Origin of the sequence: Methanospirillum lacunae (genome assembly GCF_003173355.1) — an archaeon.
In the GTDB taxonomy this organism is placed as follows: domain Archaea; phylum Halobacteriota; class Methanomicrobia; order Methanomicrobiales; family Methanospirillaceae; genus Methanospirillum; species Methanospirillum lacunae.
This window is the reverse complement of record NZ_QGMY01000008.1, coordinates 505611-529506: the sequence shown is the minus strand read 5'-3', so window position 1 is coordinate 529506 and position 23896 is coordinate 505611. Positions and strand designations below refer to the sequence as shown.

Below are 23896 nucleotides of genomic sequence, written 5' to 3'. Positions count from 1 at the left end.
AACTGGAAATCCGGCAAATCATCTCACTGTCCGACTAGTAACTGGGTATCCCTGCCTTCCCAGGGTAACCAGTAAGAATCTGACCCATACAAATACCATCACTATGAAAAAGATAGTAATGAGAAACCTCTCACAATTTTCTTTCTTGGATGTAATAGAACGCATTCTAGGAGTGGGTGTGATTACAGGAGGTCAACCAATTATAACCCATCCGACAGAGAGGGAACAGAATATTCCCCAAACTATGATAGGTGAATAAATCATGCGAACCCTGTTTGATACAACAAAAATCGGTCCTCTAACTCTGAAAAACAGATTTGTCAGATCAGCCACCTGGGAAGCAATGGCTGATCTGTCCGGTCAGCCCACCGAACGCCTGATCAAAGTCTATGATGAACTCGCTCAGGGAGGGGTAGGGTTGATCATCACCGGAGCAACCACCATAGTTCCTGATCCCACTGGTCTTCCGGGTATGATGAGTATTGCTGACGACTCACTTATTCCCGGGTATCATGAGATGACCTCAATGATTCATCAGCATGACGTTCCGGTTGTTATGCAGATTACCTTTGTTGGAAGAGGTGGAGACTGGCAGACACCCGGAGGGTCCACCCTTCATGAATTATACGCGATCTCACGGACATATGGTGAGGCAGCAATACGAGCGAAAAAATCAGGCTTTGATGGAATACAGATACACGCAGGGCATGGGTACTTTTTAAGCCAGTTCTTAAGCTCAAAAAAGAACACACGAACTGACATGTACGGAGGTTCGGTTGCAAACCGGGGCAGGTTTATTTTAGAGATCTATGACGAGGTTCGTTCAAGGGTTGGTACTGAGTTTGGGATTTTTATCAAGATCAACTGTGGAGATTTTGAGGGTGAAGATGACGGGGTTTTTGAAGCCTGCCAATATACATGCACCCAGTTATCAGCCAGAGGAATTAATGGAATTGAGATCACCGGTGGAGCCGGGAAAGGACTCCCTCTTCCACCAAGGGGAAAATATTCAGAATCCGTATTCAGAGATTACGCAGCCACGATTGCAAAATTGATAGAAACTCCGGTAATCATGGTAGGAATGAACAGGAATCCGGCTGTCATGAATGAAATTCTTAATGCTACAAATATTGCTTACTTTTCCATGTCCCGGCCATTCATCAGGGAGCCGAACCTGGTTCAGACATGGAAGGAACATCCTGACTCTGAAGCAGCATGTACGTCATGTGATGCATGCCGAAAACAGGATGCTATTGTCTGTCCATTCAGATAAAATGAAAAAAGGGTATCCGGGTTTAACAGGATGATGAAACTGGAAAATCTTCACCGGGTTTATAAAAGGGATCAGTGAGAAGGACGTATTTCAGGTCTGCTGAAGCAATCAGTTTCTGTACAGCCTTTGAAGGAATGAAAAAAACATCCCCTTTTTTAATAGTATGCACAGCACACCCGATCGTTATTTCACCTGATCCTTCAAGCATGTATCCAATCTCTCCGCTATCCAGGTAGTGAGATCCGATTGTATGCCCTGCCGGTACAGAAACAACAGCTAAATCATATGATAACGGAAGAGCATCGCCATTTGTGTCAAGAATCCTGCTTACATTAAAACTAGTGTTATCAGTCTCATTTCCAAGGATAACTGTAGTAACCTCACCGGGTGATTTTACATACATACTTTGTTTTTCTGTTTCCTGAACCTGAACCGGTGATGAAAGAGCAGATATAAAGGTAAGAGTCTCATTTCCGATGCTTTCTATGTCGAACAAAGATCCTTCTGGAACAACAACTGCATCCCCGGACTTTGCATTAACAGATGAGGTATCAGCTGATACCCTGGCAGTTCCAGAAATCAGATATAATGTATCGGGAGCAGAATTGGCTGCACCAGGAGTATATACAGCTCCGGGATTTACCTGGATAATCCTGACAGATGCAGGTGTTCCACTTGACCCTGACTGGTTCAGTAGATGAAGGATGTCTACCCCTGCCGGATTCTGGGATAGATTTTGGTTCAAAGTATCAGCAGAAATAACGTTTCCGACTAATTGGCTGCCATTGTCAGATTCTGCATAACACCCCTGGGAAGACAGAAAAACTACAAGAGAAATAATAAGGTATACAACGATGCGACTCGGATCCATACGAATAACTCTTACTGCAACATAATAAACTTTTCAAATGAAAATCAGACCCCAAGAAGAGGTTTTTATCAGGGGTCATAATTTCAGGGGTACTCTATGAATAACCATCATATTGAACGGTAAACAGATACGAGCCATAGGTAATAACAATGAAGATAGCAATAGCAGGAAAAGGTGGAGTCGGAAAGACTTTCATTGCCGGAACACTTGCCTGCATGTATGCTGCAAAAGGCCTGAAAACCATCGCAATAGATGCTGACACATCACCAAACCTTGCCCTTATGCTTGGTATGTCACCAGAAGAGGCATCCCGGATTCTTCCGATAGCAGAAAACCAAATCCTCATTGATGAGAAGACAAAAACTGATTTTCCGGGCGTCTTTAAATTATCATATACTGTTGATGACATTGTATCATCTCAGGCTGCTTCTACCCCATGCGGAGTGCAACTCCTTGTTATGGGAATGGTCAGGGCAATGGGATCAGGATGTGCATGTCCGGCTCATAACCTCATCCGGACACTGATGTCTCATCTCATTGTCGAGCGTAATGAAATCCTTATTATGGATATGGAGGCAGGAGTGGAACATCTGGGGAGAGGAACTGCGAAGAATGTTGATATCCTCTTAATCATAACAGACGCACATCAGGCATCATTAATAACTGCAGGGAGAATCGCAGACCTTGCCAGGCCGTCAGGAATACCAAACATTGCATATATAGCAAATAGAGTGACCGGCCCGGACGTGGAGAACAGAATCCGTGAATCAGCCAAAGAACATAATGTTTCGATCCTGGCATATATTCCATATGATCAGGATATTCTCGCATCAGGAATGATAGGAAAGCCAGTGATAACAGAAACAGAATATAAAGCGGTGACAGCAGTTCAAACTCTTGCCGAGTCCCTTGAACAGAATTTTCTGTCCGGCTAACATTTGATAGTACCATGAAGATTATTGTCACAATGGGCCGGGGAGGTACCGGCAAAACAAGTTTTGTAAGCCTGATGGCTGATTATTTCATCAGGAAAGGGGACACTCCACTCTTGCTCGTCGATCTTGATCCCGATCAGAATCTTGGGGAGATGATTGGAGTGGATCTTGAAGCAGAAGGACGTAAGACGGTAGCCGAACTTCTTGAAGATACATTCATCGGCAAAGGTGGAACTACCATAGGAGTTGCTCCCTCAGAAAGAATCGAGCACCGGATATGGAGAGACGGACTCTACGAGGGGAAAAACTTTGATTTCCTTGCTCTTGGAACTAAATGGGTAGAAGGGTGCTATTGCATGCCCGATGCAGCGCTCCGGGATGCACTTTCAAGACTGACCAAACAGTACAAATATGTCCTCATCGATGCTCCTGGTGGCCTTGAACATTTGAACCGCCGGGTTACTGCCGATGTGGATGAGATATTTGATGTCATCGGCCCATCCAGTAAATCATTCTCTCACCTGATCCGGGCAAAAAGAGTTGCAGAAGAGTCGGGAATTCATTGGAAAAATTTTTCCAGTATTGGAGGATTTCTGTTTCCGCAAGAACTTGGTTCCCGTGCAAAAGAGATCAGTGAGATCCGATACCTGGGAAAGATCGAATATGATGAAGTAGTCGCTAACCGGGTAATTGAAGGCCTTCCGTTGATTGGGTTGCCTTTAGATATTCCAGGACCATTATCTGTTAAAAAAATTCTGGAAAATGCAGGATACTAATGAATTTAAGATGAAATCTCCCCATGCATCAGTTTCATAAAATTCCAATCAATTCTAAAATATTCGTTTTGGTATTTTCGAATTCATATAGTCATGAAATTCATAAAGGATATATATAATAGGTGGAAGAGGCCTTCCTGTTGACCCCAGCAAGCATTTATTCTTTGATGAATAATTGATACAAGTTGATGCATAGAGTATCAGCATAATTGTAGGAGTACTGTAATGAAATTCGGATACATCGCAACTATTGCACTGGTTGCCCTTGTGGCAATCGTCGGTTTTGCAGCAGCAGACCGCCTTCCAAACGCAACCCCTGAAAACCAGATTTTCTCCATTGACACCGTTATCGATGCCACTGGTGCAGTTGATGATAAGTCAACCATGTCCTGGGTTATTGCAAATCCAGGAAAAATCCCAACCGGTATTCTGGGAGCAGGTCAGTCAATCTCTGATGTTACCTACAAGGATGCAATCCTGACCAATGGTGGTAAGCTCGCAGAGAACAAGAACTTCGACTTCAACTCAAAGAACCAGGGATCTGGTCTCTACAACATTGAGTCACAGAAGGTTCTGACCTACGCCAGCACCGAAGGTGCACACCTTGTTGGTGAGGAAGAGTACACTCTCTCAGTTGCAGGTAACTACGCAAATGCAGATAACAACATCCGTTGTGTCTTCTCAACCCTGAATGGAAGCATCCTGCCAGCATTCTGTAACATTGTCTCTGCAAAGAGCAGCCTCGTCAATGTTAACAGCGCTCAGGTTTCAACCAAGGGACAGATCCGTGCAGTCGCTGAGACCGCAGATGTACCAGCAGGCCTGAACTACCAGATTGCAGTTACCCCTGATGCAAACTCAGGAAGCGGCTTTGCAGAGGGTACTGTTAAGACCGTCTTCGCAGGCAGCATTATGGAAGCCCGTGACGGTGGCGACAGCAACTATGCACGTGATGGAACAACATCAGATGGTGCAGCAACCTGGAACAAGACCTCTGCAACCAACAGCTGGAAAGACAACACCGAAGTAACCGGTGGAATCAAGACCCTGCAGAAGGCCTTCACCTACAACTCCGGATTCAGAGTATAAACTCTGAAACCCTAATAATCCCTTTTTTGAAGTTTTCACAAGTTTTCCGATCATTTCTCATAGCAGAAATTACCATATCCTCCCAAGAGGGTATACGCTAATTAACTCCTGTCCTCCTAATGTACAGTCAGAATATACTAGCCGATGACTGTGAACAGGAAAAACGTTACACTTACCTTGGATGACCTGAAGTCCAGCGCTGCATCACTAAAGAACCTTAAGGTTTCCATAGGATCATTGCGTGGTGACCAGTGGGATGAGGATGAAGGGCCAACACCAATGCCTTCGCACACTGATCTCAGGAACTGGGATCGGATGCTTCTTTCCCGGTATAAACCCTTATATCTCCCATTCTGTGACCTATGTTGCCTTTGTACATACGGAAAGTGCGACCTGTCAGGAGGAAAAAAGGGTGCCTGCGGTATTGGGATGGAAGCACAACAATCCAGAATCGTACTACTTGCAGCCTGTATTGGCGCTGCAACCCATATTAGTCATGCCCGTCATCTCGTAACGCATCTTATCAAAACATATGGCAGACGCCATCTCCTTGATATTGGTGGAAATTCTATCGAGACTGAAGCACCAATCATCAGGCTAGTCTGTGGAATCAAACCAACCACACTCGGAGATCTTGAGATCGTTCTCGATTACTGCGAACGCCAGACCACCGAACTCCTTGCAGCTGCACATACCGGCCAGGAAGGTGATGCTATAGACTTTGAGTCCAAAGTCTTCCATGCCGGGACCATGGATCATGTTGGTCTCGAGGTTGCAGATATTGCCCAGATATCAGCATTCTCATTCCCGAAAGCAGACCCTGATGCATCACTCATTGAACTTGGACTTGGAACCGTTGACGCTGAAAAACCGGTTATCCTTGTTGTAGGGCACAATGTTCCTCCAGCAATCGAAATTATCGACTATGCCAGAGAGCAGAATTTAAGCGGAACAATTGAGATCACCGGGATATGCTGTACTGCGGTGGACCTGACCCGGTATGATCCAAACGCAAAGATCATCGGGCCGATATCATGGCAACTCCGCTATATCAGAAGCGGTGTTCCGGATGTGATTGTAGTAGATGAACAATGTGTCAGGGCTGATCTGCTCATTGAAGCACAACAGATTTATGCACCACTCATCGCAACCAGTTCCATGAACTGCTCTGGCCTTCCAGACCGGACAGGGGATGAACCTGAGGCGATTATTGAAGACCTTCTCAGCGGTAAGACACCAGGGGTTCTTATTCTTGATCCAGAAAAGGTTGGTGAAGTGGCAGTCCGGACTGCTATAGCAGTAAAAGAGAAAGGAAGAAATTTCAGGGCTATTCCACCAATAGAAGATCTTTTTGAACTGGCAAAACGGTGTAAAGGATGCCAGGAGTGTTCACGAGTATGCCCGGCTTCGATGCCCCTTGCTATCGCAGTTCAACAGGCAGGAGATGGAGATTTATCTGCACTAGCCTCTCTCTATGATTCCTGTATCGGTTGCGGGAAATGCGAAGATGTCTGTTCCAAGGAAATTCCGGTCCATAGTGCAATACTCTCTGCTGCTGAAACCCAGATTTGTGCCGAACGGTTTAATGTAAGGGCAGGCCGTGGTGCAATCCAGGATATCGAGATCAGGGAGGTTGGAGGCCCGATAGTTCTCGGTGAGATCCCGGGCGTTGTGGCTTTTATCGGTTGCGCAAATTACGGGAACGGGGCTAAAGAAGTCGCTGATATGGCACGGGAGTTTGCCCGGCGGCGATATATCGTTGTCACTTCAGGCTGCTCGGCAATGGCTATCGGGATGTACCGCAATGAAGACGGACAGACACCATACGAAGAGTTTCATGGCCGGTTCGATGCCGGAGGAATCGTGAACGTTGGATCCTGTGTCTCAAATGCTCATATTGCCGGTGCAACCATTAAGATTGCAAGTATATTTGCAAAACGGAGTCTCCGGGGCAATTACGAAGAGATTGCAGATTACGTGTATAACCGTGTCGGGGCTGTTGGAATAGCCTGGGGAGCAATGTCCCAGAAAGCAGCAGCAATTGCAGCTGGATTCTGGCGACTTGGCATTCCGGTCATCGTAGGCCCTCATGGATCGAAGTACAGACGTATGCTTCTTGGGAGGAAGGATAAACCAGAAGACTGGTTTGTGTATGATTCCCGGACCGGTGAGAAGGTACAGGTAGGCCCTGTACCTGAACACCTCTTTATTGCTGCAGAAACTCCGGAAGAGGCAATGACGCTTGCTGCAAAACTCTGCATGCGACCAAATGACACTTCCCGGGGAAGATCAATGAAACTTACCAATTACGTTGATCTGTACAGGCGCCTTTATGACCAGATGCCTGATGACCTCAACCTCTTTGTCAGGTCACAGGCTGATATCCCAATCACGATGAAAGAGCAGATCCTTCCCATCCTTGAGCAGAAAGGATACAACGAACAACCGATACCAAATCCAACCATGCTAAAATCACAAATACGGGATGCAAAGGAGTAACAAAAATGGCAGGGGATGATTCTTGGATACGGGCAGAGATGGGAGGAACATCCCATGCATCAGTTATCGGGAAACCCGAAGTCATTGTTGCACTTCTAAATCGGGTGAAACGGCCAATATTCATCATCGGACACGAAATTGCAGCAACAAGTCCGGATTGTGAATCATTAACCGGATTTATAAGTACTGTTTCACGTGTCAGGCACATCCCGGTACTGGGAACATCTCCTGCAGTAAAGGGACTTATCAGTCATGGAATCAGTATAGAAGCTATTATGGGAGGGATGGAGATAGCCGATCGACTCAGAGACCCGGAGTGGAAAGGGTTTGATAATCTGGGTCAGTATGATCTTGTGCTGTTTGCTGCAATTCCCTATTCATTCTGCTGGACAATTCTGTCCGGACTTCGAAACTCGGCACCACACCTAAATACAATAAATCTGAATAGAAAATATCAACCGCATGCAACCTGGTCATTTGGGAATATTGCAGTAGATCCATGGAAAAAACAACTGCAGGCAGCCGCAGTTTTACTTGAAAATGGGGAAAAGCATGTTTGAAGACATTCCGGTAGAAGTTGGGCTGGTCTTTGAAGGAGAGAGGATCAGAAAAGAGGACATGCAGGTCGAGCTTGGAGGTCCAAAGGTCGACCAGAAGTTTGAGATTGTGCTGGTCAGAAACCCCGATGCAATCGAAGACGGTAAAATATCAGTCATCGGGCCTGATCTCAAAGATATCCCTCCGGGATCTCATGCCAGGTTTGGTATCCTTGTCGAGGTAGCAGGATCGAAGCTTGAAGAGGATCTTGAAGGAGTCCTTGAACGCCGGATTCACGAGTACATGAACTACATCCAGGGTGTCATGCATCTCAACCAGCGATATGATATCTGGATTAGAATCGGGAAAAAATCCTATGCGAAAGGACTTGATAGTTTCGTTTACATTGGTAAAGCAATTGAAAGGCTTTACCGGAGCGAACTGGCTCTTATTGAGAAGATCCAGATCACCTTCATAACCGCAGGTGAGGATTTCAACTCCTGCTATGCCATGGCACGTGAACGGTATGAATCAAGAGATGCACGTGCCCGGGGTCTGTCTGATGAGCAGGTTGACACATTTTATGGATGTGCCCTCTGCCAGTCGTTTGCACCATCACATATCTGTGTTATTACACCAGAACGGTACGCAAACTGCGGAGCTATCAGTTGGTTTGATGGAAGGGCCGCAGCCCGTATGGATCCTGAAGGGCCGATTTTTCCTATTGCAAAAGATGCCTGCATTGATCCAGACAAGGGGGAATACTCAGGGATAAACGAGCATGCTAAAAAAAGGTCGATGGGTGAGGTAAACAGGGTTTACCTCTATTCTGCATTCGGATACCCGCATACCTCCTGCGGCTGCTTTGAAGCCATCGCATTCTATATTCCTGAAGTTGAAGGATTTGGGATCGTGCATCGCAGGTTCCCTGGACCTACCGTAAATGGCCTGGCTTTTTCTACTCTTGCAGATTCAACCGCCGGTGGAAGACAGGTGGAAGGTTTTCATGGCATCTCACTGGAGTATATGAGATCCAGAAAATTCCTTTGTGCTGACGGGGGATGGAACGCCATCGTGTGGATGCCCAAAGAGATCAAAGATAGTCTCTCCGGGTTTATCCCAGAAGACATTTCCAAAAAAATAGCAACAGAGACAGATTCAACAGATATTCCATCACTCAAAGAGTTTCTCATAAAAATGTCTCATCCTCTGGCTCTTCAATGGGCATCGTCGGAAATTGAAGATATCAATACCCCTGGATCAGAGGATCAAGGATCCCCATTCGTTCAGGGAGGGCAGAAACCAGTATTTGTAGCAGGAGAACTGCCAATTACTGCCGGAGGAGTAAAGATCATTTTAAAGAATGCAAAGATATTTGCTGAAAAGGTGATCATAAGACCGATAGAGCCTGAAAGGAAAGGAGGAAACAGTAATGGATGAGTCAGAACTCTCCGGACTACTCCGGCTTCTGGGACCCGGAATTGCAGAACTCCTGGCAGGACGAGAGATAATTCTCGAGAATGTTGAACTGGATCTGGCAGAACTGGAACTGACAATTCCGGTTGGAGGATCAACAGTTTATCTTCCAGGTCTTACAATGCCTGGTGCCATACCTCCCCATGATGTTTCCATCATTGATCGATCAAAATGGCCGGAAAAACTTCTGACTGAACCATTCACACCAATACCTGAGTCATATCCTGCACGTATCCGGGAAGTTACACTCGGTGCAACAAAAGGAGAAGGAGGGAGCAGGGGAAAGACAATAACGGTGGGTGGTGCACGAACTCCGCCATTTACTGATCCAAAAGTGCCACCAGCTCATCCACCGGTTATTGCCATGGATGTCTTTGATACATCGTTTCCCATGCCACGTGCTCTCAAAAACCATCTCACGGAGGTTATCAACGATCCGGCAGCTTGGGCACAAATGAATGTTGAGAAATATGGTGCAGACATGGTCACTGTTCATCTGCTCAGCACCGACCCTCTCATCTCTGATGCCAGTCCGAGGGAAGCGGCAAAGACAGTAGAGGATGTACTTCAGGCTGTGGATGTACCGATCATCATCGGCGGATGTGGTGATCCAAAGAAGGATGCACAGACTTTTGTTGAGATAGCAGAGATGGCAGAAGGGGAACGACTCCTCCTCAACTCAGTGACATCTGATATGGCTGAAGTAAAAACCCTGGAACCGGTGGCAAAAGCAGCAGATAAGCATGGCCACTGTATCCTTGCTTTTACCGGTCTTGATCTGAACAGCGCCAAGGAACTGAACAGACGTCTGTACCAGTTCTTCCCTGCAGATCGTATCCTAAACGACCTGACAACAGTTGCTCTTGGATATGGTCTTGAATACTCATTTACGATCCATGAACGGGCGCGAACTGCAGGACTCATGGGAGATGTTGAGTTACAGCATCCAACGATCTCAGCAGCGACAAACGCCTGGTCAGCACGTGAGGCATGGATGGATCTAGGACCAGAATATGGATCAGGAGATCTTCGTGGCCCTATCTGGGAGACAATAGGGAGCCTGACACTGCTTCTTGCAGGAGTGGATCTCTTCCTGATGATGCATCCACTTGCAGTCTCAACAATGCGTGATGTATCATCCAGGTTGATCGCAGGAACTGCAGCAAAAGGAGCAACTGATGCGTCATGGGTGACTGCCAGAATTTAGGGGGCAACATGTCAGAAAAGAAGAAAGGGATACGAGAGATCAGCCCGATTGACGTGTACAAACTCCTTCCACGAACAAATTGTGGTGAGTGTGGTGTCCCAAACTGTATGGCATTTGCTACAAAGGTAGTCAATGGTGAAGCAGTGGCCGGGGGATGTCCTCCGATTCATGACAGTCAGTACAAAGACTCTTTTATAAAACTGCAGGAACTTCTTGCACCGCCAGTGAAGGCAATAACAATAGGGTCAGACAGAAAAATTACAGTCGGGGGAAAACACGTTCTCCAGCGTCATGAGTTTACGTACCAGTACCCACCACCTATTGCAATTGATGTATCTGACGACATGGACGCTGCTGCGATAAATGCACGTGTTCACAAGATAGCCGGATTTTCATACGGATATATTGGCAGGACACTTACTCTGGATGCAATCGCAGTAAGGTCAGTGACCGGTGACGTAGACCGATTTAAAGCAGCAGTGAAAGTGGTAGTTGAAAGCTCTGATCTCCCCCTTATCCTCTGTACCCATGATCCCGGAGTGATGAAGGCAGGACTTGATGTGGCTGGAAACAGACATCCCCTAATCTATGCTGCAACCTCTAAGAACTGGAGAGCAATGGCAGATCTCGCGGTAAGTCATGGATGCCCGCTGGTTGCCTCTGCCCCAGGAGATCTTTCACTCCTCCGATCTCTGGTCAAAACTCTCCAGGCATGTGGGATTACAGATATTGTGCTTGATCCCGGAACATTCGGAGATGAAGGACTTGCCGGAACTGTCTTCTCTTTCACTGCGATCAGGAAGGCAGCATGCAGGGATGGGGATTCACTCTTCGGTCTTCCAATTCTTGGAACACCCATTTCTGTCTGGACCGGGCAGGAACTGAGTGATGAGGTAAACCGGTGGCAAGAGGTATACACAGCTTCAATCCTGATGACCAGATATGCAGATCTGCTCATCATGCATAGTCTTGACGGATGGGCCGTGCTTCCTCAGCTCATCTGGAGATTTGGCCTCTATACTGATCCACGAAAGCCAGTATCTGTTGAACCGGGATTGAGGATATTTGGCAATCCAGGGCCTGATGCACCAGTGTTTATAACTTCAAACTATGCCCTGACCTTCTTTACTGTTGAATCAGATATCAAGGCTGCAAAGATTGACTGTTACCTCATTGTCACAGAAACCGGTGGTCTTTCTGTCGAAGCAGCGGTTGCAGGCCGGTATCTGAACGCTGAGAAGATTGGTGATGCACTACGAAATTCTGGCGTCCAAGAAAAGGTTACTCACCGATATCTCATCCTGCCCGGGCTCGCTGCACGACTTTCAGGAGAGACTGAAGAGGCGAGCGGTTGGCAGATCCTGGTCGGTCCCCGTGACTCTTCAGGAATTGGCAAGATGATCCGTGAACACTGGCCTCCTCAAGAAGGGAATTAACTTTTTTTCGTGAGTGTACCGCAGGGAGATCGATACGTGGAAAAGACTGTAACGATCCTCTTCAACCCGATGAGCCGGATGGTAACCGTGCCTGCCGGAAAGACCGTGCTTGATGCCATCAGGGGGGCAGGGATCCAGTTTGAGGCTATCTGTGGTGGAAAAGCACAGTGTGGTAAATGCAGGATCATCCGAATCAGGGGGGACTGTTCAGAGGATAAGGATATCTGCTCGCAGTGCCTCAGTCCAGGAGAGAGAAGACACGGATATAAACTAGCCTGTCTGACAAAAGTCTGGTCAGATGCTGAGTTTACCATACCGGTAGAATCACGGATTGATCAACCGCAGATTCTGCTCACATCAGAAGTAAATGAAGGGGAGTTTAAGCCAGCTGGAAGATGGTTTCAGGTTCAGGTGGTAAAAGACGGACCATCTGCCATACTCGGACCATCGATTCGTCTGCCTGGGTATACAGGTGTTAAACCGCAGATCAGCACTGAAATTATCACCAGAATCCTGGCATCATCTGAGCCAGTATCGGCTCTTATCACGACTACCGGAGGGTCGCCCGAAGTTATTGAGATCAATAATTCAGAGAGTATTCCAAAAGCATATGGAGTTGCTATCGATCTCGGGACGACAACCGTCGCAGCCCTTCTCGTGGATCTCAGCACAGGAAAGATCCTGGCCCGGGCATCCGCATTAAACAAACAGATCACGTATGGGGAGGAACTCGTAACCCGGATTGTAATTGGTCGCACTCCTTCAGGTCTGGCATCTCTCAGGTCTGCAGCTATTGGTAGTATCAACGAAGCGATCGGCAGACTGATCTCTGATGCCGGGATCGATCAGAATGCAGTAGTTGACTGTTGTATCGGGGGAAATACCGTCATGTGCTGGCTTTTTGCTGGGATTGATCCAAGTCCTCTTGACTATGTTGATGTTGAAATTTCCACAACGCCAATCCTAATGCGAGTTCAGGAATCTGGTCTCGTGATTCATAAGAAAGGATGGATCTGGTGTTTGCCTGCAGTGAGCAGATTTGTCGGGGGAGATGCAGTGGGAGATCTGATCACTGCAGGGATCGATCAGTCAGAAGACCTCTCACTCCTCATCGATCTTGGAACAAATGGCGAGATCGTGCTTGGAAACCGGGACTGGCTTGTCTCAACATCATGTGCTTCAGGACCGGCATTTGAAGGTGCAGGGCTTCGATGCGGAATGAGGGCGATGCTCGGGGCAATAGAACATGCATCGATAGAACGTGAAACCGGTGAGGCAGTAATCAGGGTGATTGGTGACACACTGCCTAAAGGTATATGCGGATCAGGTATCATCGATGCAGCACCAGCCATGGCTGCTGCCGGGATTCTTGACTTTACCGGAAAGTTTGTTGAAGGTGCTCCAGGGGTAAGAAACACTGAAGATGGTCCCGGATATGTGCTTGTTCCTGCAGAGAAATCAGGAACCGGGCGAGATATCGTGATCACAAAGCAGGATATGGCATATCTTATGGATACAAAGGCTGCTGTCTGTGGAGCAATCAGCGTTCTAATGATGAAATACCGGATCAAGATCACAGATATCAAACACGTATATCTTGCCGGAGCCTTTGGTACATATGGTTCAATAGAAAAACTGACCGAATTTGGAATCATTCCAGAGTTTCCACATGCAGAGTATCACAGGATCGGTAACGGATCACTGTCTGGTGCTTATCAATCACTTATTTCAATAGATAACCGGGACCGGGCAATCAGTATTGCAGAAAAAATGGGATACATCGATCTTCTGGTTGACACGGATTTTATCGATGAATACTGGGCTGCACTCAGGATTCCGGGAAAAAGAGAATTATTTCCATCTTTTTTCAGAAAGAATAACTGATCATTATTATTTTAATGTCACGAACTTTTTGTTATTAACATCTATTTTAAATAACCAAACGATGGATGATCTTCTGAATGCTTACAATGGGAACTGCCGCATTCATAGGTGACCCCAAAGGGATATGTTCGCATTGGACAGAGTATTGACTTGATATTCGGTGTTTAATCTTTGGTTTTCATCCTGTGTGGATAGTCCTGAACCACACACTCTGAAAACCATCAGAAAAAGGATAAAAAAATGAGACAACTACACTTCAAATCAATCAGACATGAGATTCTTTTCTTTGGGGCAATAGCCCTTGTCATCGTATCCTGTGCGATTATCGGGTATGCAAGTATGTCCCAGTATACGATTTCTGTACAGGGCTCATTTACTCAGGTAAAATCTCTCTCATCTGATCAGGCAATCATTCTCAAAGATGAAATTAACCGTGCATTTGAGGTAGATAGAACTCTTGCAGGATCAATAAAAGGATCTTTTGAAACCGGGAAAAAACCTTCACGTGAAGATATCCAGGCCATGATCTATGGGCTGATGAATCAGTATGTCCAGTATAACGGGATTTACATTGTCCTTGAACCTAATGTCTGGGATGGGCAGGATTCAAACTATAAGGGAAAAGAAGGAACTGATGAAACCGGGCAGTTCATGGCATATTACTCAAGGGATACTGCAGGAAAGCCAAAACTTGACAAAGTGTATAGTTTTCATGAAGGAGAAGAAGGGAGTGAGTTCTACCAGATTCCTAAAAAATCTCTAAAAGAATATGTCACCGAGCCCTACCCATGGGAGATTCAGGGTAGGAAGATCCTGCTGTCATCTGTAGTAGTGCCTATTCTCGTGGATGGAAAATTTGTGGGAATTACCGGGGTTGATGTGCCGCTTGAAAATATTCAGGGGCTTGCAGATAGTGTGCATGCCTACGAAAATACAGCAAAAATTTATTTCATCTCAAACGATGGGATTGTAACCGGCGCTACTGGGTATCCAGATACAGTGGGAAAAGCCCTGGGTAACGCTTCACTCCCCTTTTCAGGACAGGCTCAATCGATCCTTTCGGATATACAAAAAGGGAGAAATGATGTTTCAGAAAAACAGGGTGCTATTACTGCATATACACCGGTGCAGATAGGAAATTCAGAAAAACCATGGTCAGTTATTCTTACGGTGCCGGTTGATATCGCAACTGCAGAAGCAAGAATGAATACGCTGATTTTACTGCTCATAGGTGGTTTTTTTACTGTTATCGGCCTTCTCCTTTTATTTTTTGCAGCAAAGGGGATTGCACGGCCTATTGAGCAGATCACTTCACATGCCAATATTATTGCAGAGGGAGAACTGGGAGATGAAATCATCATCGAACGCAGTGATGAGATTGGAAGACTTGCAGATGCATTCAGACGTATGCTTTCAAGTTTACAGGGAAAAGCTCTCGCTGCTGATGGAATTGCAGCTGGTGATCTGTCTGTAGATATCCCGGTTTCTTCTGATCATGATCTTCTCGGAAAATCGATGATCCAGATGCGTGATACCATTAAAAAAATGGTTGATATTGTAACCAATCTTGCACATCAGGCCACAGAAGGAAATTTGCAGGTGAGAGGAGATCACATGCAATTCCAGGGAGAATACCAGAAGATCGTCTCTGGAATTAATGAAACTCTTGATGCTGTCATCAAGCCTGTAAATGGAACAATGGCACTTGCGAAAATCTACGCCTCGGGTGATTATACTGCCCGGTTTGATCCTGCAATTCCGGTATCAGGGTCATTCATAACTCTTCGCGATGCAATGAACCAGATCGGAGAGCAGAGTTCGGGCGCAGTCAGCGGAGTAAAAGAACAGATAGAGTCGGTGGTAGGAAGTATTGAAGAGACAAACGCTTCACTCGAAGAAGTATCTGCGAGTTCTGCAAGATTGGCATCCAGTTCAGGTGAAGTTAGTGCACTAGCGGATTCAAGCCTGGAAGGTGTAAGCCAGGTTCTTCATGCAATGGATGATCTGTCTGTAAACATCACAAACGTTGCCGAAATGACAGACACGGTCGCTTCAATCACCCGAACAACCGATGATTTATCAACACAGGGATCAACGCTGGCACACCAGGCAGAAGAGAAGATGAGAAACATAACCTCATCAATTGAAGAAAGTAACAGAACGATGAGTGAGATGTCAGGGCAGATGGAACAGATTGGTCAGATCGTGCGACTTATTAGTGACATTGCAGACCAGACAAATCTTCTTGCCCTGAATGCAGCAATAGAAGCAGCACGAGCTGGTGATGCAGGAAGAGGCTTTTCAGTCGTGGCTGACGAGGTAAAATCTCTTGCTATAGAATCACAACAATCAGCAGAGAAAATAACAGCGATGATTACAACATTGCAGCGTCAGTCATCTGATGCCTCAAATGCAATGCTTAGATCCTCAACCGAAGTAGTATCAGGAAACAAGGCTGTCAATGAAACGCTTGATGTATTTTCTCAGATCATAACCCATGTGGGTCAGATATCAGAACACGTGTCTACAGTTGCAGCAGCTGCTGAAGAACAGGCCGCTGTAGTCCAGGAGATTACAGCCAATATAAATGAGGTGGAAGATCAGGTTAAAAAAACCGCTGAAGAAGCAGTTTCTTCGGCTGCTGCAACAGAAGAGACCTCTGCTGCACTTGATCAGATTGCGAGGTCAGTCTCAATTGTAGCACAGGCAACAGACCGGATTAATCTGGAGATGGGAAGATTCAAGGTATAATAATCATCTTTCCATCACTATCCTTAATCATAATGCTGGCCGGACCATCCTTTAATGACTTGTCTGAATTCTGAAGTATTGAAAGAGATGAACCATTGAGTGCATACACGGTCTCATTTTGTGTCTGATTTTTTGAAACACCTGAAAGAAGCGAGTCATAAAACGGCAGGACTGATGAGGGATCGGCTGCTGCTACGGAGATTGATCCGATTCCTGTAGCTCCATTTGGATGATAACTGGCATTGACTTCTTGCACCCGGTACGACCGGGGAGTGTCGTCAGTGATGAGGAATGGAAAAGCCATCTGATTTTCAAATTCTGAAACTATAACGTGATAGGAGACATTTCCTCTCGCTCCTGTCCGGGACATGGCAACAGGGCTGGAAAAATTCAAGCCACTCAATGTAGCACTGGTTGACTCATCAGTGAGATTGATTCCGGGAGCAGAGAGAGCAAAATCCCTGAGACCAGGACCTTCTGCCAGATGGAGCATAAACCTCTTATCCAATGGATTCAGGTCATTCATTGCTTTATCAAATTCGCCACTGGCGATGAGCTGTTTCATCTGATAACTTAAGGACAAATCCATCGGGGCAAATAACTCAATATAACTGCCATCAGCGAATGGGATCAGTGCATTGTGAGTGTCTGCTCCGGGAAACTCACCGCCTGATGTAACACTATAACCTGCATTTCTGAATTCATCTATAGATTTGTTGAGATCATCAACCACAACAACAGCATGATCAATCCTCCAGTCCAGTTGTCCAGCCGGTGTGAGGTTAATACCTTGAGCTGATGCAGAGGGTAATATCAGGAGAATCGTGAAACAGAATAGAAATAAAAACTGACGAGAATTATCTTTGCGAATCATCAATAGATGAGGGTCGTAAAATTACATATATCTCACGAAAAAATGTAGGTCTTAAAGTTCCTTAATTTCCTGATTTTTGTGCAAAATAGGAAACCAGAAGTTCCTCATCATCATCAAACAGTTGGAGCCGGGATTCATTGACCTGGTATAATGCTACATGTTTGAGATTATCAAGATATTCAGTTTCCTGGGCCTTTATGGAAGGAGAACAGGAATTTTGTGTAACAGTGGAACTGGGAATGAGCATTGCACCACCAGCTGCAGTGTACTGAGTTGCGTATTCGTTGCATCCCATTGTGCCGATGAGATTCTCCTGCAGGAATGATGCAGTAATTTGAGCATCAGAAAGAGGTGAGATCAACTCTCCACTCCCATTCCTGTACTGTTCTACAATCCATTTTCCATCAGGTGATGAAATGTACTCTATCTCTCCGGCAACCGGTGTAATGACAAATAAAAGGATAAATCCCAGAACTGAACATACCAGGATATGAGGGCACTTTAAATAATTATTCATTTTTCTCCGATTTTACAGATTATCCACAAAATATTTCATCATTTTTCGTAAGTAGTATGGATCATAATTCAGATCATGATTCTTATTAGTAAACACGAACATGTCAAAGGTTTTGTTGGCCTTTTGCAGAGCATCGGCAAGTTGCATGGTCATTGCAGGATGAACATTATCATCCATATCCCCTGTCAGGAGGAGAAGTTTCCCTGATAGATTTGCAGCTTTTTTGGCAGTGACCTGCTCAAGGTACCGGTCACTGACAGGATATCCTTCGTATTTCTCTCCCCAGAACGAGCCATAGAGACGGCAATCCTGATCGCCAGAGGCAGCAACACCCACCTTGAAGAAATCCGGATACGTAAGCATTGCCTGGGCAGTCATAAATCCTCCTGCAGATTTTCCATACATTCCTACTCTGCTTATATCCATCCAGGAATACCGGGATGCAAGTTCCTTTAGCCCGGAAATGTGGTCAGCAATTCCACAGTCACTCAGGTTTGCATAACTTACATCATGAAATGCCTTTGACCGGTACGCAGTTCCAAGTCCGTCCATGGTGACAACAACATACCCAAGTTCTGAAAGCATCTGGCAAGTCCAGAATATTTTTGAGTTCCAGCCTGAATCTGAAGGATACTGGGTTGCAGTCACAATTGTATATGGGCCGGGATATACAATATCTACGACCGGATATTTTTTTGTTTCATCAAAGTTCGTTGGTTTGAACACGAGACCATACAGATCGGTTGATCCATCACGTGCTTTGAATGTTACCCGCTCTGGCGAAACCCATCCCCTGCCTGTAATATCTGAATCATCGGCAGCTCCCAGATGCATCAGAAGTGTCCCGTCTATCGATTTAAGATCAGTAACAGTTGGAAGATCTGTCCGGGAATATGATTCAATAAAACTGGTAAAATCAGGTGAAAGTGTTACCTCATGATCTGCATTTCCCGGAGTGAGAAGTGTCAGGCCTGATCCATCAAGACCAATCCGGTAGAGGTATTTGTAATATGGGTTTCCCTGCTCCTTTCCACTGGCAGTAAAGTAAACAGTAGAAGAGTTCTCATCAACTGCAAGCAGATCACGAACTACCCAGGGTCCTGATGTAATCTGATTTTTCAGAGTACCGTTTGAATCATACAGGTAGAGATGCCCCCATCCGTCACGCTCAGAAAACCAGATGATATCTGAATTTTTTAGAACAGCAAAGTTAGGTGTGGATGCATACTGGAGATTAGCTTCCCGGTATGTTTCTCCGGTTTCATTCAGAATATCGTGAACATCACCGGTTATGGAATCTTCTTTGAGCAGCTTGAGAGTTTTCTCACCACGTTCAAGATACAGAGTATAGATATCACCACTGCTGCTCCATTTGGATAATTCGTCCTGGTCTGTATCCATCATGGTAGTTTCAGGCTGACTAGACCAGTTCATCGAAATAATCTGCTGCGTTCTGACGTCAATGGTAATTGGTTCATATTCAGGAACAACTGCATCTCCGGGAGTTGCAAACCGGTATGAATACAGAATTGGTTTAATTGAACCATTCTCAGGAGCATTCTGCACAAGATAATACTGGCTGACATTTTGCTGGTCGATTTTAAAGGTGCGGATTTTTGTTGAATCAGGCGACCAGACAAGATACGGAGTTGGAGAAGAGTTCAACCTCGCCTCAGTGACCGGATATCTCACGGTATCAGATCGCTTTCCATAAAAATAGTCAGATGTACCATCTGTTGTAAGCTGTGATGAGACACCCGCAGTAGTATCATAGACATTGAGATTGCTGCCATTTACATAAGCGATGTAATGCTGATCAGGTGAGGGAAGCCCAGTACGAACAGCAGCAGGGAGCGTCATGTCAGAGAGGTGATATACCGAGAGATCGCATGACCATGTCTTTCCAAATGCATCAAACCTGATGGAATTAAGATCTGGTGGAACAACAATATTTGTTATCGGAAGATGAGCGGGATCAATCTCTTTTCCACTCACATTAGACAGGGATGCAACCAGCCGGTCAGTATCCAGTAGTCGGGTTCTGAAATTCTGTGAGACATTTACAAGAAAAAACATGGTGGTCTGCTTTCCGGGATCCATATACCAGAAAGAATCGTTTCGAACCCAGGTCGGGTTGAGATTAGCATGATAAATATGTGAAACAGCGTTATCGGGATAAAAAAATTCTGCCATGCTGATATCTTCAGAAGTCGGGTGATTTGTATCACGTGCCTGTACAGGTGTCAAGAGGAGTAAAGCCGTAGTGATGAAGATCAGGAGATGAAACCAGGTTAAACGACAGAACATAGAGTAAAAAGGAATTATCAGGAGAAAAATGTAGTGATTTAGGACATCCGAATCGTCTGTCCCTATTCGGGAGAGTGATCAAACCTTGAACTTTGACATTTCATGCGATACAGAATCTGCAATGCCACTTACATTGCTGACAATTTTACTGATCTGTTCAATCGATGCTGAAGCCTCCTCTGTTGCAGCGGCAGCGTCCCCTGCATCTTTAGTCGTACTCTGGATAAGCCCTGATACCTCATGAATACTTGCTGTAACTTCTTCAACTGAAGCGGCCTGTTCCTCTGAAGCTGAGGCTACATCTGTTGCATTTCTGGTAATCTCGTCTATAGATACGACGATCTGATTAAATGAACCAAGTGTCTGAGCTAGTGAAGCACTTCCCTGCTCAACAGCACTCCCTGCCTTGCCCATAGCATCGTTAGCTTTGCGGGCCTTATCCTGGAGTGTTGAGATCATATCAGCAATATTTTCTGCAGACTGGCGTGAATCCTGGGCTAGTGACTTGACTTCCGCTGCTACAACAGCGAACCCGCGACCTGCTTCTCCAGCCCGTGCAGCCTCGATTGCCGCATTCAAGGCAAGGAGATTGGTCTGGTTTGCAATATCTGATATCAACCGTACAATCTTTCCGATCTCTTCCATCTGTCTGTTAATTTCCGTAACAATCTGACCGACCTCTTCTGAAGAACGCTTTATCTCCTGCATTGCGCCTTCTGACTGCTCAGCAAGTTCAACTCCTTTTTTAGAGAAATCGTTTGCAAGCGTTGCCGTGGTTGAAACCTGTTCTGCCCGGCGTGAGACCTCCCCTACTGTAATGTTGAGATCTTCCATTGCCTTGAGAACCTGAACAATCCCATCCTCACCTGAAGCCGAGTTTGAACTGACACTCCCTGCATTCCTGGCAATCTGCTGGGCACCCTCTGATACCTCTTCAATACTTGCCGTTGCCTCTTCTGCATTTGAAGCCAGGTCAAGGAGTTGATTATTAATCATCCCAACTGCACCGGCAATCTGGGATCCGATATTATTGAGTGAATCCCTGAATTCGATCCATTCACCTTCGACATTGAGTTTTGGATCCATCCGGGCTTTGAAATTATATTCAGAGTACTCTTTTGAAACCCGCAGTGCCTCTTTCACCGGAACAATAACACTGTCAAGAGTAGAGTTGACACCTTCAACAATCTTCCTGAAGTTCCCAAGATGTTTACCTGTATCTGCACGAACCTCCAGTTTCCCTGCAACTGCAGCATCTGAAAGGGCCTGGATGTCAGATACAAGCATTTCAAGAGTATTTTTTAGATTCAACAGATTTTCATCGATAGTAACAAAAGATTCGTGAGCTTCGACTGTATAGGCATCTGCTTTCGTTATCTCCATATTCAGATTAAGTTCTCCGGCAGAGAGATGTTGCAGATTTTTGGTAACCCGGGAGACTTCAGTTTTGAGGAACGCGATTAAGCTGACCTGTTCACTGAGATCCTGAACAGTCTCGACATAGCCGACAGTTTCACCTTTTGCATCGAGAACAGGGGCAGTTGTCTGCTTACAGGAGGCACCATGCCAGTCAAAATATGTCTCATCGTTGCCGGTTGTGCGAAGTTTATGGATACCACAATCATTTGTACCACAGATGTTTGCATTCGCAGTACGACAGGGCAGGCCATATGCAGATTCGCGGTCTTTAATTTCCTTGTTATCAACGAGAAGCTTCTCAAATGCTCTGTTCATATACTTCCATTTCATGTCATTATCAGTGACATGAACAGGATACGGGACAGCATCAAGAATCGACTGATAATATGCTATCTGGTTCATCTGTTCAGTGAGATCCTGAACAGTCTCAACAAACCCGACGCGGTTTCCTTTGGCATCAAGCACCGGAGCCGTTGTCTGCTTACAGGACGCTCCAAGCCAGTCAAAGTAGGTCTCATTCTTACCTGTCGTCAAAAGCTGATTGATGCCACATTCATTTGTGCCACAGATGTTGGCATTTGCAGTGCGACAAGGCATGCCATATGCAGATTCACGGTTTTTGATGACTTTGTTCTCGATAAGAAGTTTTTCAAACGACTTATTCAGATACGTCCATTTCATATCATTATCAGTGACATGAATCGGATATGGGACTGCATCAAGGATAGACTGATAATATGCTATCTGATTTATCTGCTCTGTCAGATCATGGACCACCTCAACATACCCGACAGTCTGACCTTTGGCATCAAGCACCGGCGCTGTAGTCTGCTTGCAGGATGCCCCCAGCCAGTCAAAATACGTCTCGTTTTTACCGGTTGTCTGGAGCTGGTGAATGCCACATTCTTCAGAACCGCAGATATTTGCATTTGCAGTACGGCAAGGCATACCATATGCGGATTCACGATTTTTGATGACCTTATTCTCAATAAGAAGTTTTTCAAATGCCTTGTTGAGATACGTCCACTTCATATCTGTGTCAGTGACATGAATCGGATAAGGAACTGCATCCAGAATTGACTGATAGTAGGCAATCTGGTTCATCTGTTCTGTGAGATCGTGAACCACCTCGACATACCCGACAGTCTTCCCCTTGGCATCAAGAACCGGGGCTGAAGTCTGCTTACAGGATGCTCCAAGCCAGTCAAAATACGTTTCGTTCTTACCAGATGTTTGGAGCTGGTGTATACCACATTCTTCAGAACCGCAGATATTTGCATTTGCAGTACGGCAAGGCATACCATACGCGGATTCACGGTTTTTAATGACCTTATTCTCAATAAGAAGTTTTTCAAACGACTTATTCAGATACGTCCACTTCATGTCAATGTCAGTGACATGAATCGGATACGGAACTGCATCCAGAATTGACTGGTAGTATGCAATCTGATTCATCTGCTCTGTCAGATCGTGGACAACTTCAACATACCCAACCTTGTTTCCATCTGCATCAAGGACAGGAGCAGTTGTTTGCTTGCAGGATGCCCCCAGCCAGTCAAAGTAGGTTTCGTTCTTACCAGATGTCTGGAGCTGGTGTATACCACATTCTTCAGAACCACAGATATTTGCATTCGCAGTACGGCAGGGCATACCATACGCGGATTCGCGGTTTTTAATAACCTTGTTCTCGATAAGAAGTTTCTCAAACGACTTATTCATGTACGTCCATTTCATGTCATTGTCTGTGACATGGATAGGATATGGAACCGCATCCAGAATCGAACGATATTCTGCGACCTGATGCTCTAGTGTGTTTGTTTGTTCAACAAGTTCAGTAAAAAGAGCATGGAGAGCAGCATCCTGATCAGGATCAAGAGCAGAAAAATGAGGAATTGCTGAAGCAGAGGTTACTTTTCCTGCTTTTACCAGATCATGAAACTGAGAGAATTCAGATACTAATAGCCCATCTTCTATTAGTGCTGTTTTTGAGTCACTTTGATAATCCATCCTTTCCACCTGAGAATGTTCCGAAAGAGTTTGTTTTG

At 45.5% G+C, this 23896-nt stretch carries 16 protein-coding genes; 11 read left to right on the top strand and 5 right to left on the bottom strand.

Annotated features, from left to right (window positions below):
- Positions 1 to 262: 262 nt before the first annotated feature.
- A complete protein-coding gene (locus tag DK846_RS12565; RefSeq protein ID WP_109969292.1) occupies positions 263 to 1273 on the top strand; it encodes an NADH:flavin oxidoreductase in 1011 nt (336 codons plus the stop codon).
- A gap of 22 nt (positions 1274 to 1295) precedes the next feature.
- Here the strand turns inward: DK846_RS12565 and DK846_RS12560 are convergent, their stop codons facing one another.
- Positions 1296 to 2144: a cupin domain-containing protein gene (locus DK846_RS12560; protein ID WP_109969291.1), complete on the bottom strand. Its 849-nt coding sequence runs from the start codon at positions 2142 to 2144 to the stop codon at positions 1296 to 1298.
- Between the two features lie 149 nt (positions 2145 to 2293).
- Between DK846_RS12560 and DK846_RS12555 the strand changes: the two genes are divergently transcribed.
- From DK846_RS12555 to DK846_RS12510, 10 genes are all read left to right on the top strand, one after another.
- Complete coding sequence (locus DK846_RS12555) at positions 2294 to 3079, top strand: ATP-binding protein (protein ID WP_109969290.1); 786 nt, start codon at positions 2294 to 2296, stop codon at positions 3077 to 3079.
- A gap of 14 nt (positions 3080 to 3093) precedes the next feature.
- A complete protein-coding gene (locus DK846_RS12550; RefSeq protein ID WP_109969289.1) occupies positions 3094 to 3855 on the top strand; it encodes an ATP-binding protein in 762 nt (253 codons plus the stop codon).
- Between the two features lie 225 nt (positions 3856 to 4080).
- Positions 4081 to 4944 (top strand): hypothetical protein, encoded by an 864-nt coding sequence (locus DK846_RS12545; protein WP_109969288.1) that lies wholly within the window; start codon positions 4081 to 4083, stop codon positions 4942 to 4944.
- 144 nt (positions 4945 to 5088) lie between these two features.
- Complete coding sequence (cdhA, locus tag DK846_RS12540) at positions 5089 to 7443, top strand: CO dehydrogenase/acetyl-CoA synthase complex subunit alpha (protein WP_109969287.1); 2355 nt, start codon at positions 5089 to 5091, stop codon at positions 7441 to 7443.
- 5 nt (positions 7444 to 7448) lie between these two features.
- On the top strand, positions 7449 to 8003 hold the full coding sequence (locus DK846_RS12535) for a carbon monoxide dehydrogenase beta subunit family protein (RefSeq protein ID WP_109969286.1): 555 nt from the start codon (positions 7449 to 7451) through the stop codon (positions 8001 to 8003).
- On the top strand, positions 7996 to 9420 hold the full coding sequence (gene cdhC / locus DK846_RS12530) for a CO dehydrogenase/CO-methylating acetyl-CoA synthase complex subunit beta (RefSeq protein ID WP_109969285.1): 1425 nt from the start codon (positions 7996 to 7998) through the stop codon (positions 9418 to 9420). Before DK846_RS12535 ends, cdhC begins: the two co-directional genes overlap by 8 nt.
- Positions 9413 to 10663: a CO dehydrogenase/acetyl-CoA synthase subunit delta gene (cdhD, locus tag DK846_RS12525; RefSeq protein ID WP_109969284.1), complete on the top strand. Its 1251-nt coding sequence runs from the start codon at positions 9413 to 9415 to the stop codon at positions 10661 to 10663. The genes cdhC and cdhD overlap by 8 nt, the downstream gene beginning before the upstream one ends.
- Positions 10664 to 10671: 8 nt before the next feature.
- Positions 10672 to 12099 carry an acetyl-CoA decarbonylase/synthase complex subunit gamma gene (gene acsC, locus DK846_RS12520; protein WP_109969283.1) on the top strand — a complete coding sequence of 476 codons (1428 nt, stop codon included), beginning with the start codon at positions 10672 to 10674 and terminating at the stop codon, positions 12097 to 12099.
- 36 nt (positions 12100 to 12135) lie between these two features.
- Positions 12136 to 13983, top strand: a complete 1848-nt coding sequence (locus tag DK846_RS12515) for an ASKHA domain-containing protein (protein WP_245926543.1) — start codon at positions 12136 to 12138, stop codon at positions 13981 to 13983.
- A 240-nt stretch (positions 13984 to 14223) separates the two neighbouring features.
- Entirely contained in the window at positions 14224 to 16734 is a 2511-nt protein-coding gene (locus DK846_RS12510; protein ID WP_109969282.1) for a methyl-accepting chemotaxis protein, read from the top strand.
- On the opposite strand, the gene DK846_RS12505 is transcribed toward DK846_RS12510, so the two are convergent.
- The 4 genes from DK846_RS12505 to DK846_RS17725 form a co-directional block, all read right to left on the bottom strand.
- A complete protein-coding gene (locus tag DK846_RS12505; protein WP_109969281.1) occupies positions 16724 to 17608 on the bottom strand; it encodes a VOC family protein in 885 nt (294 codons plus the stop codon). The genes DK846_RS12510 and DK846_RS12505 overlap by 11 nt on opposite strands.
- A 61-nt stretch (positions 17609 to 17669) precedes the next feature.
- Complete coding sequence (locus tag DK846_RS12500) at positions 17670 to 18125, bottom strand: META domain-containing protein (RefSeq protein WP_109969280.1); 456 nt, start codon at positions 18123 to 18125, stop codon at positions 17670 to 17672.
- 12 nt (positions 18126 to 18137) lie between these two features.
- A complete protein-coding gene (locus DK846_RS12495; RefSeq protein ID WP_109969279.1) occupies positions 18138 to 20432 on the bottom strand; it encodes a S9 family peptidase in 2295 nt (764 codons plus the stop codon).
- Positions 20433 to 20510: 78 nt separating this feature from the next.
- Complete coding sequence (locus DK846_RS17725) at positions 20511 to 23858, bottom strand: methyl-accepting chemotaxis protein (protein ID WP_181391766.1); 3348 nt, start codon at positions 23856 to 23858, stop codon at positions 20511 to 20513.
- Positions 23859 to 23896: the final 38 nt, after the last annotated feature.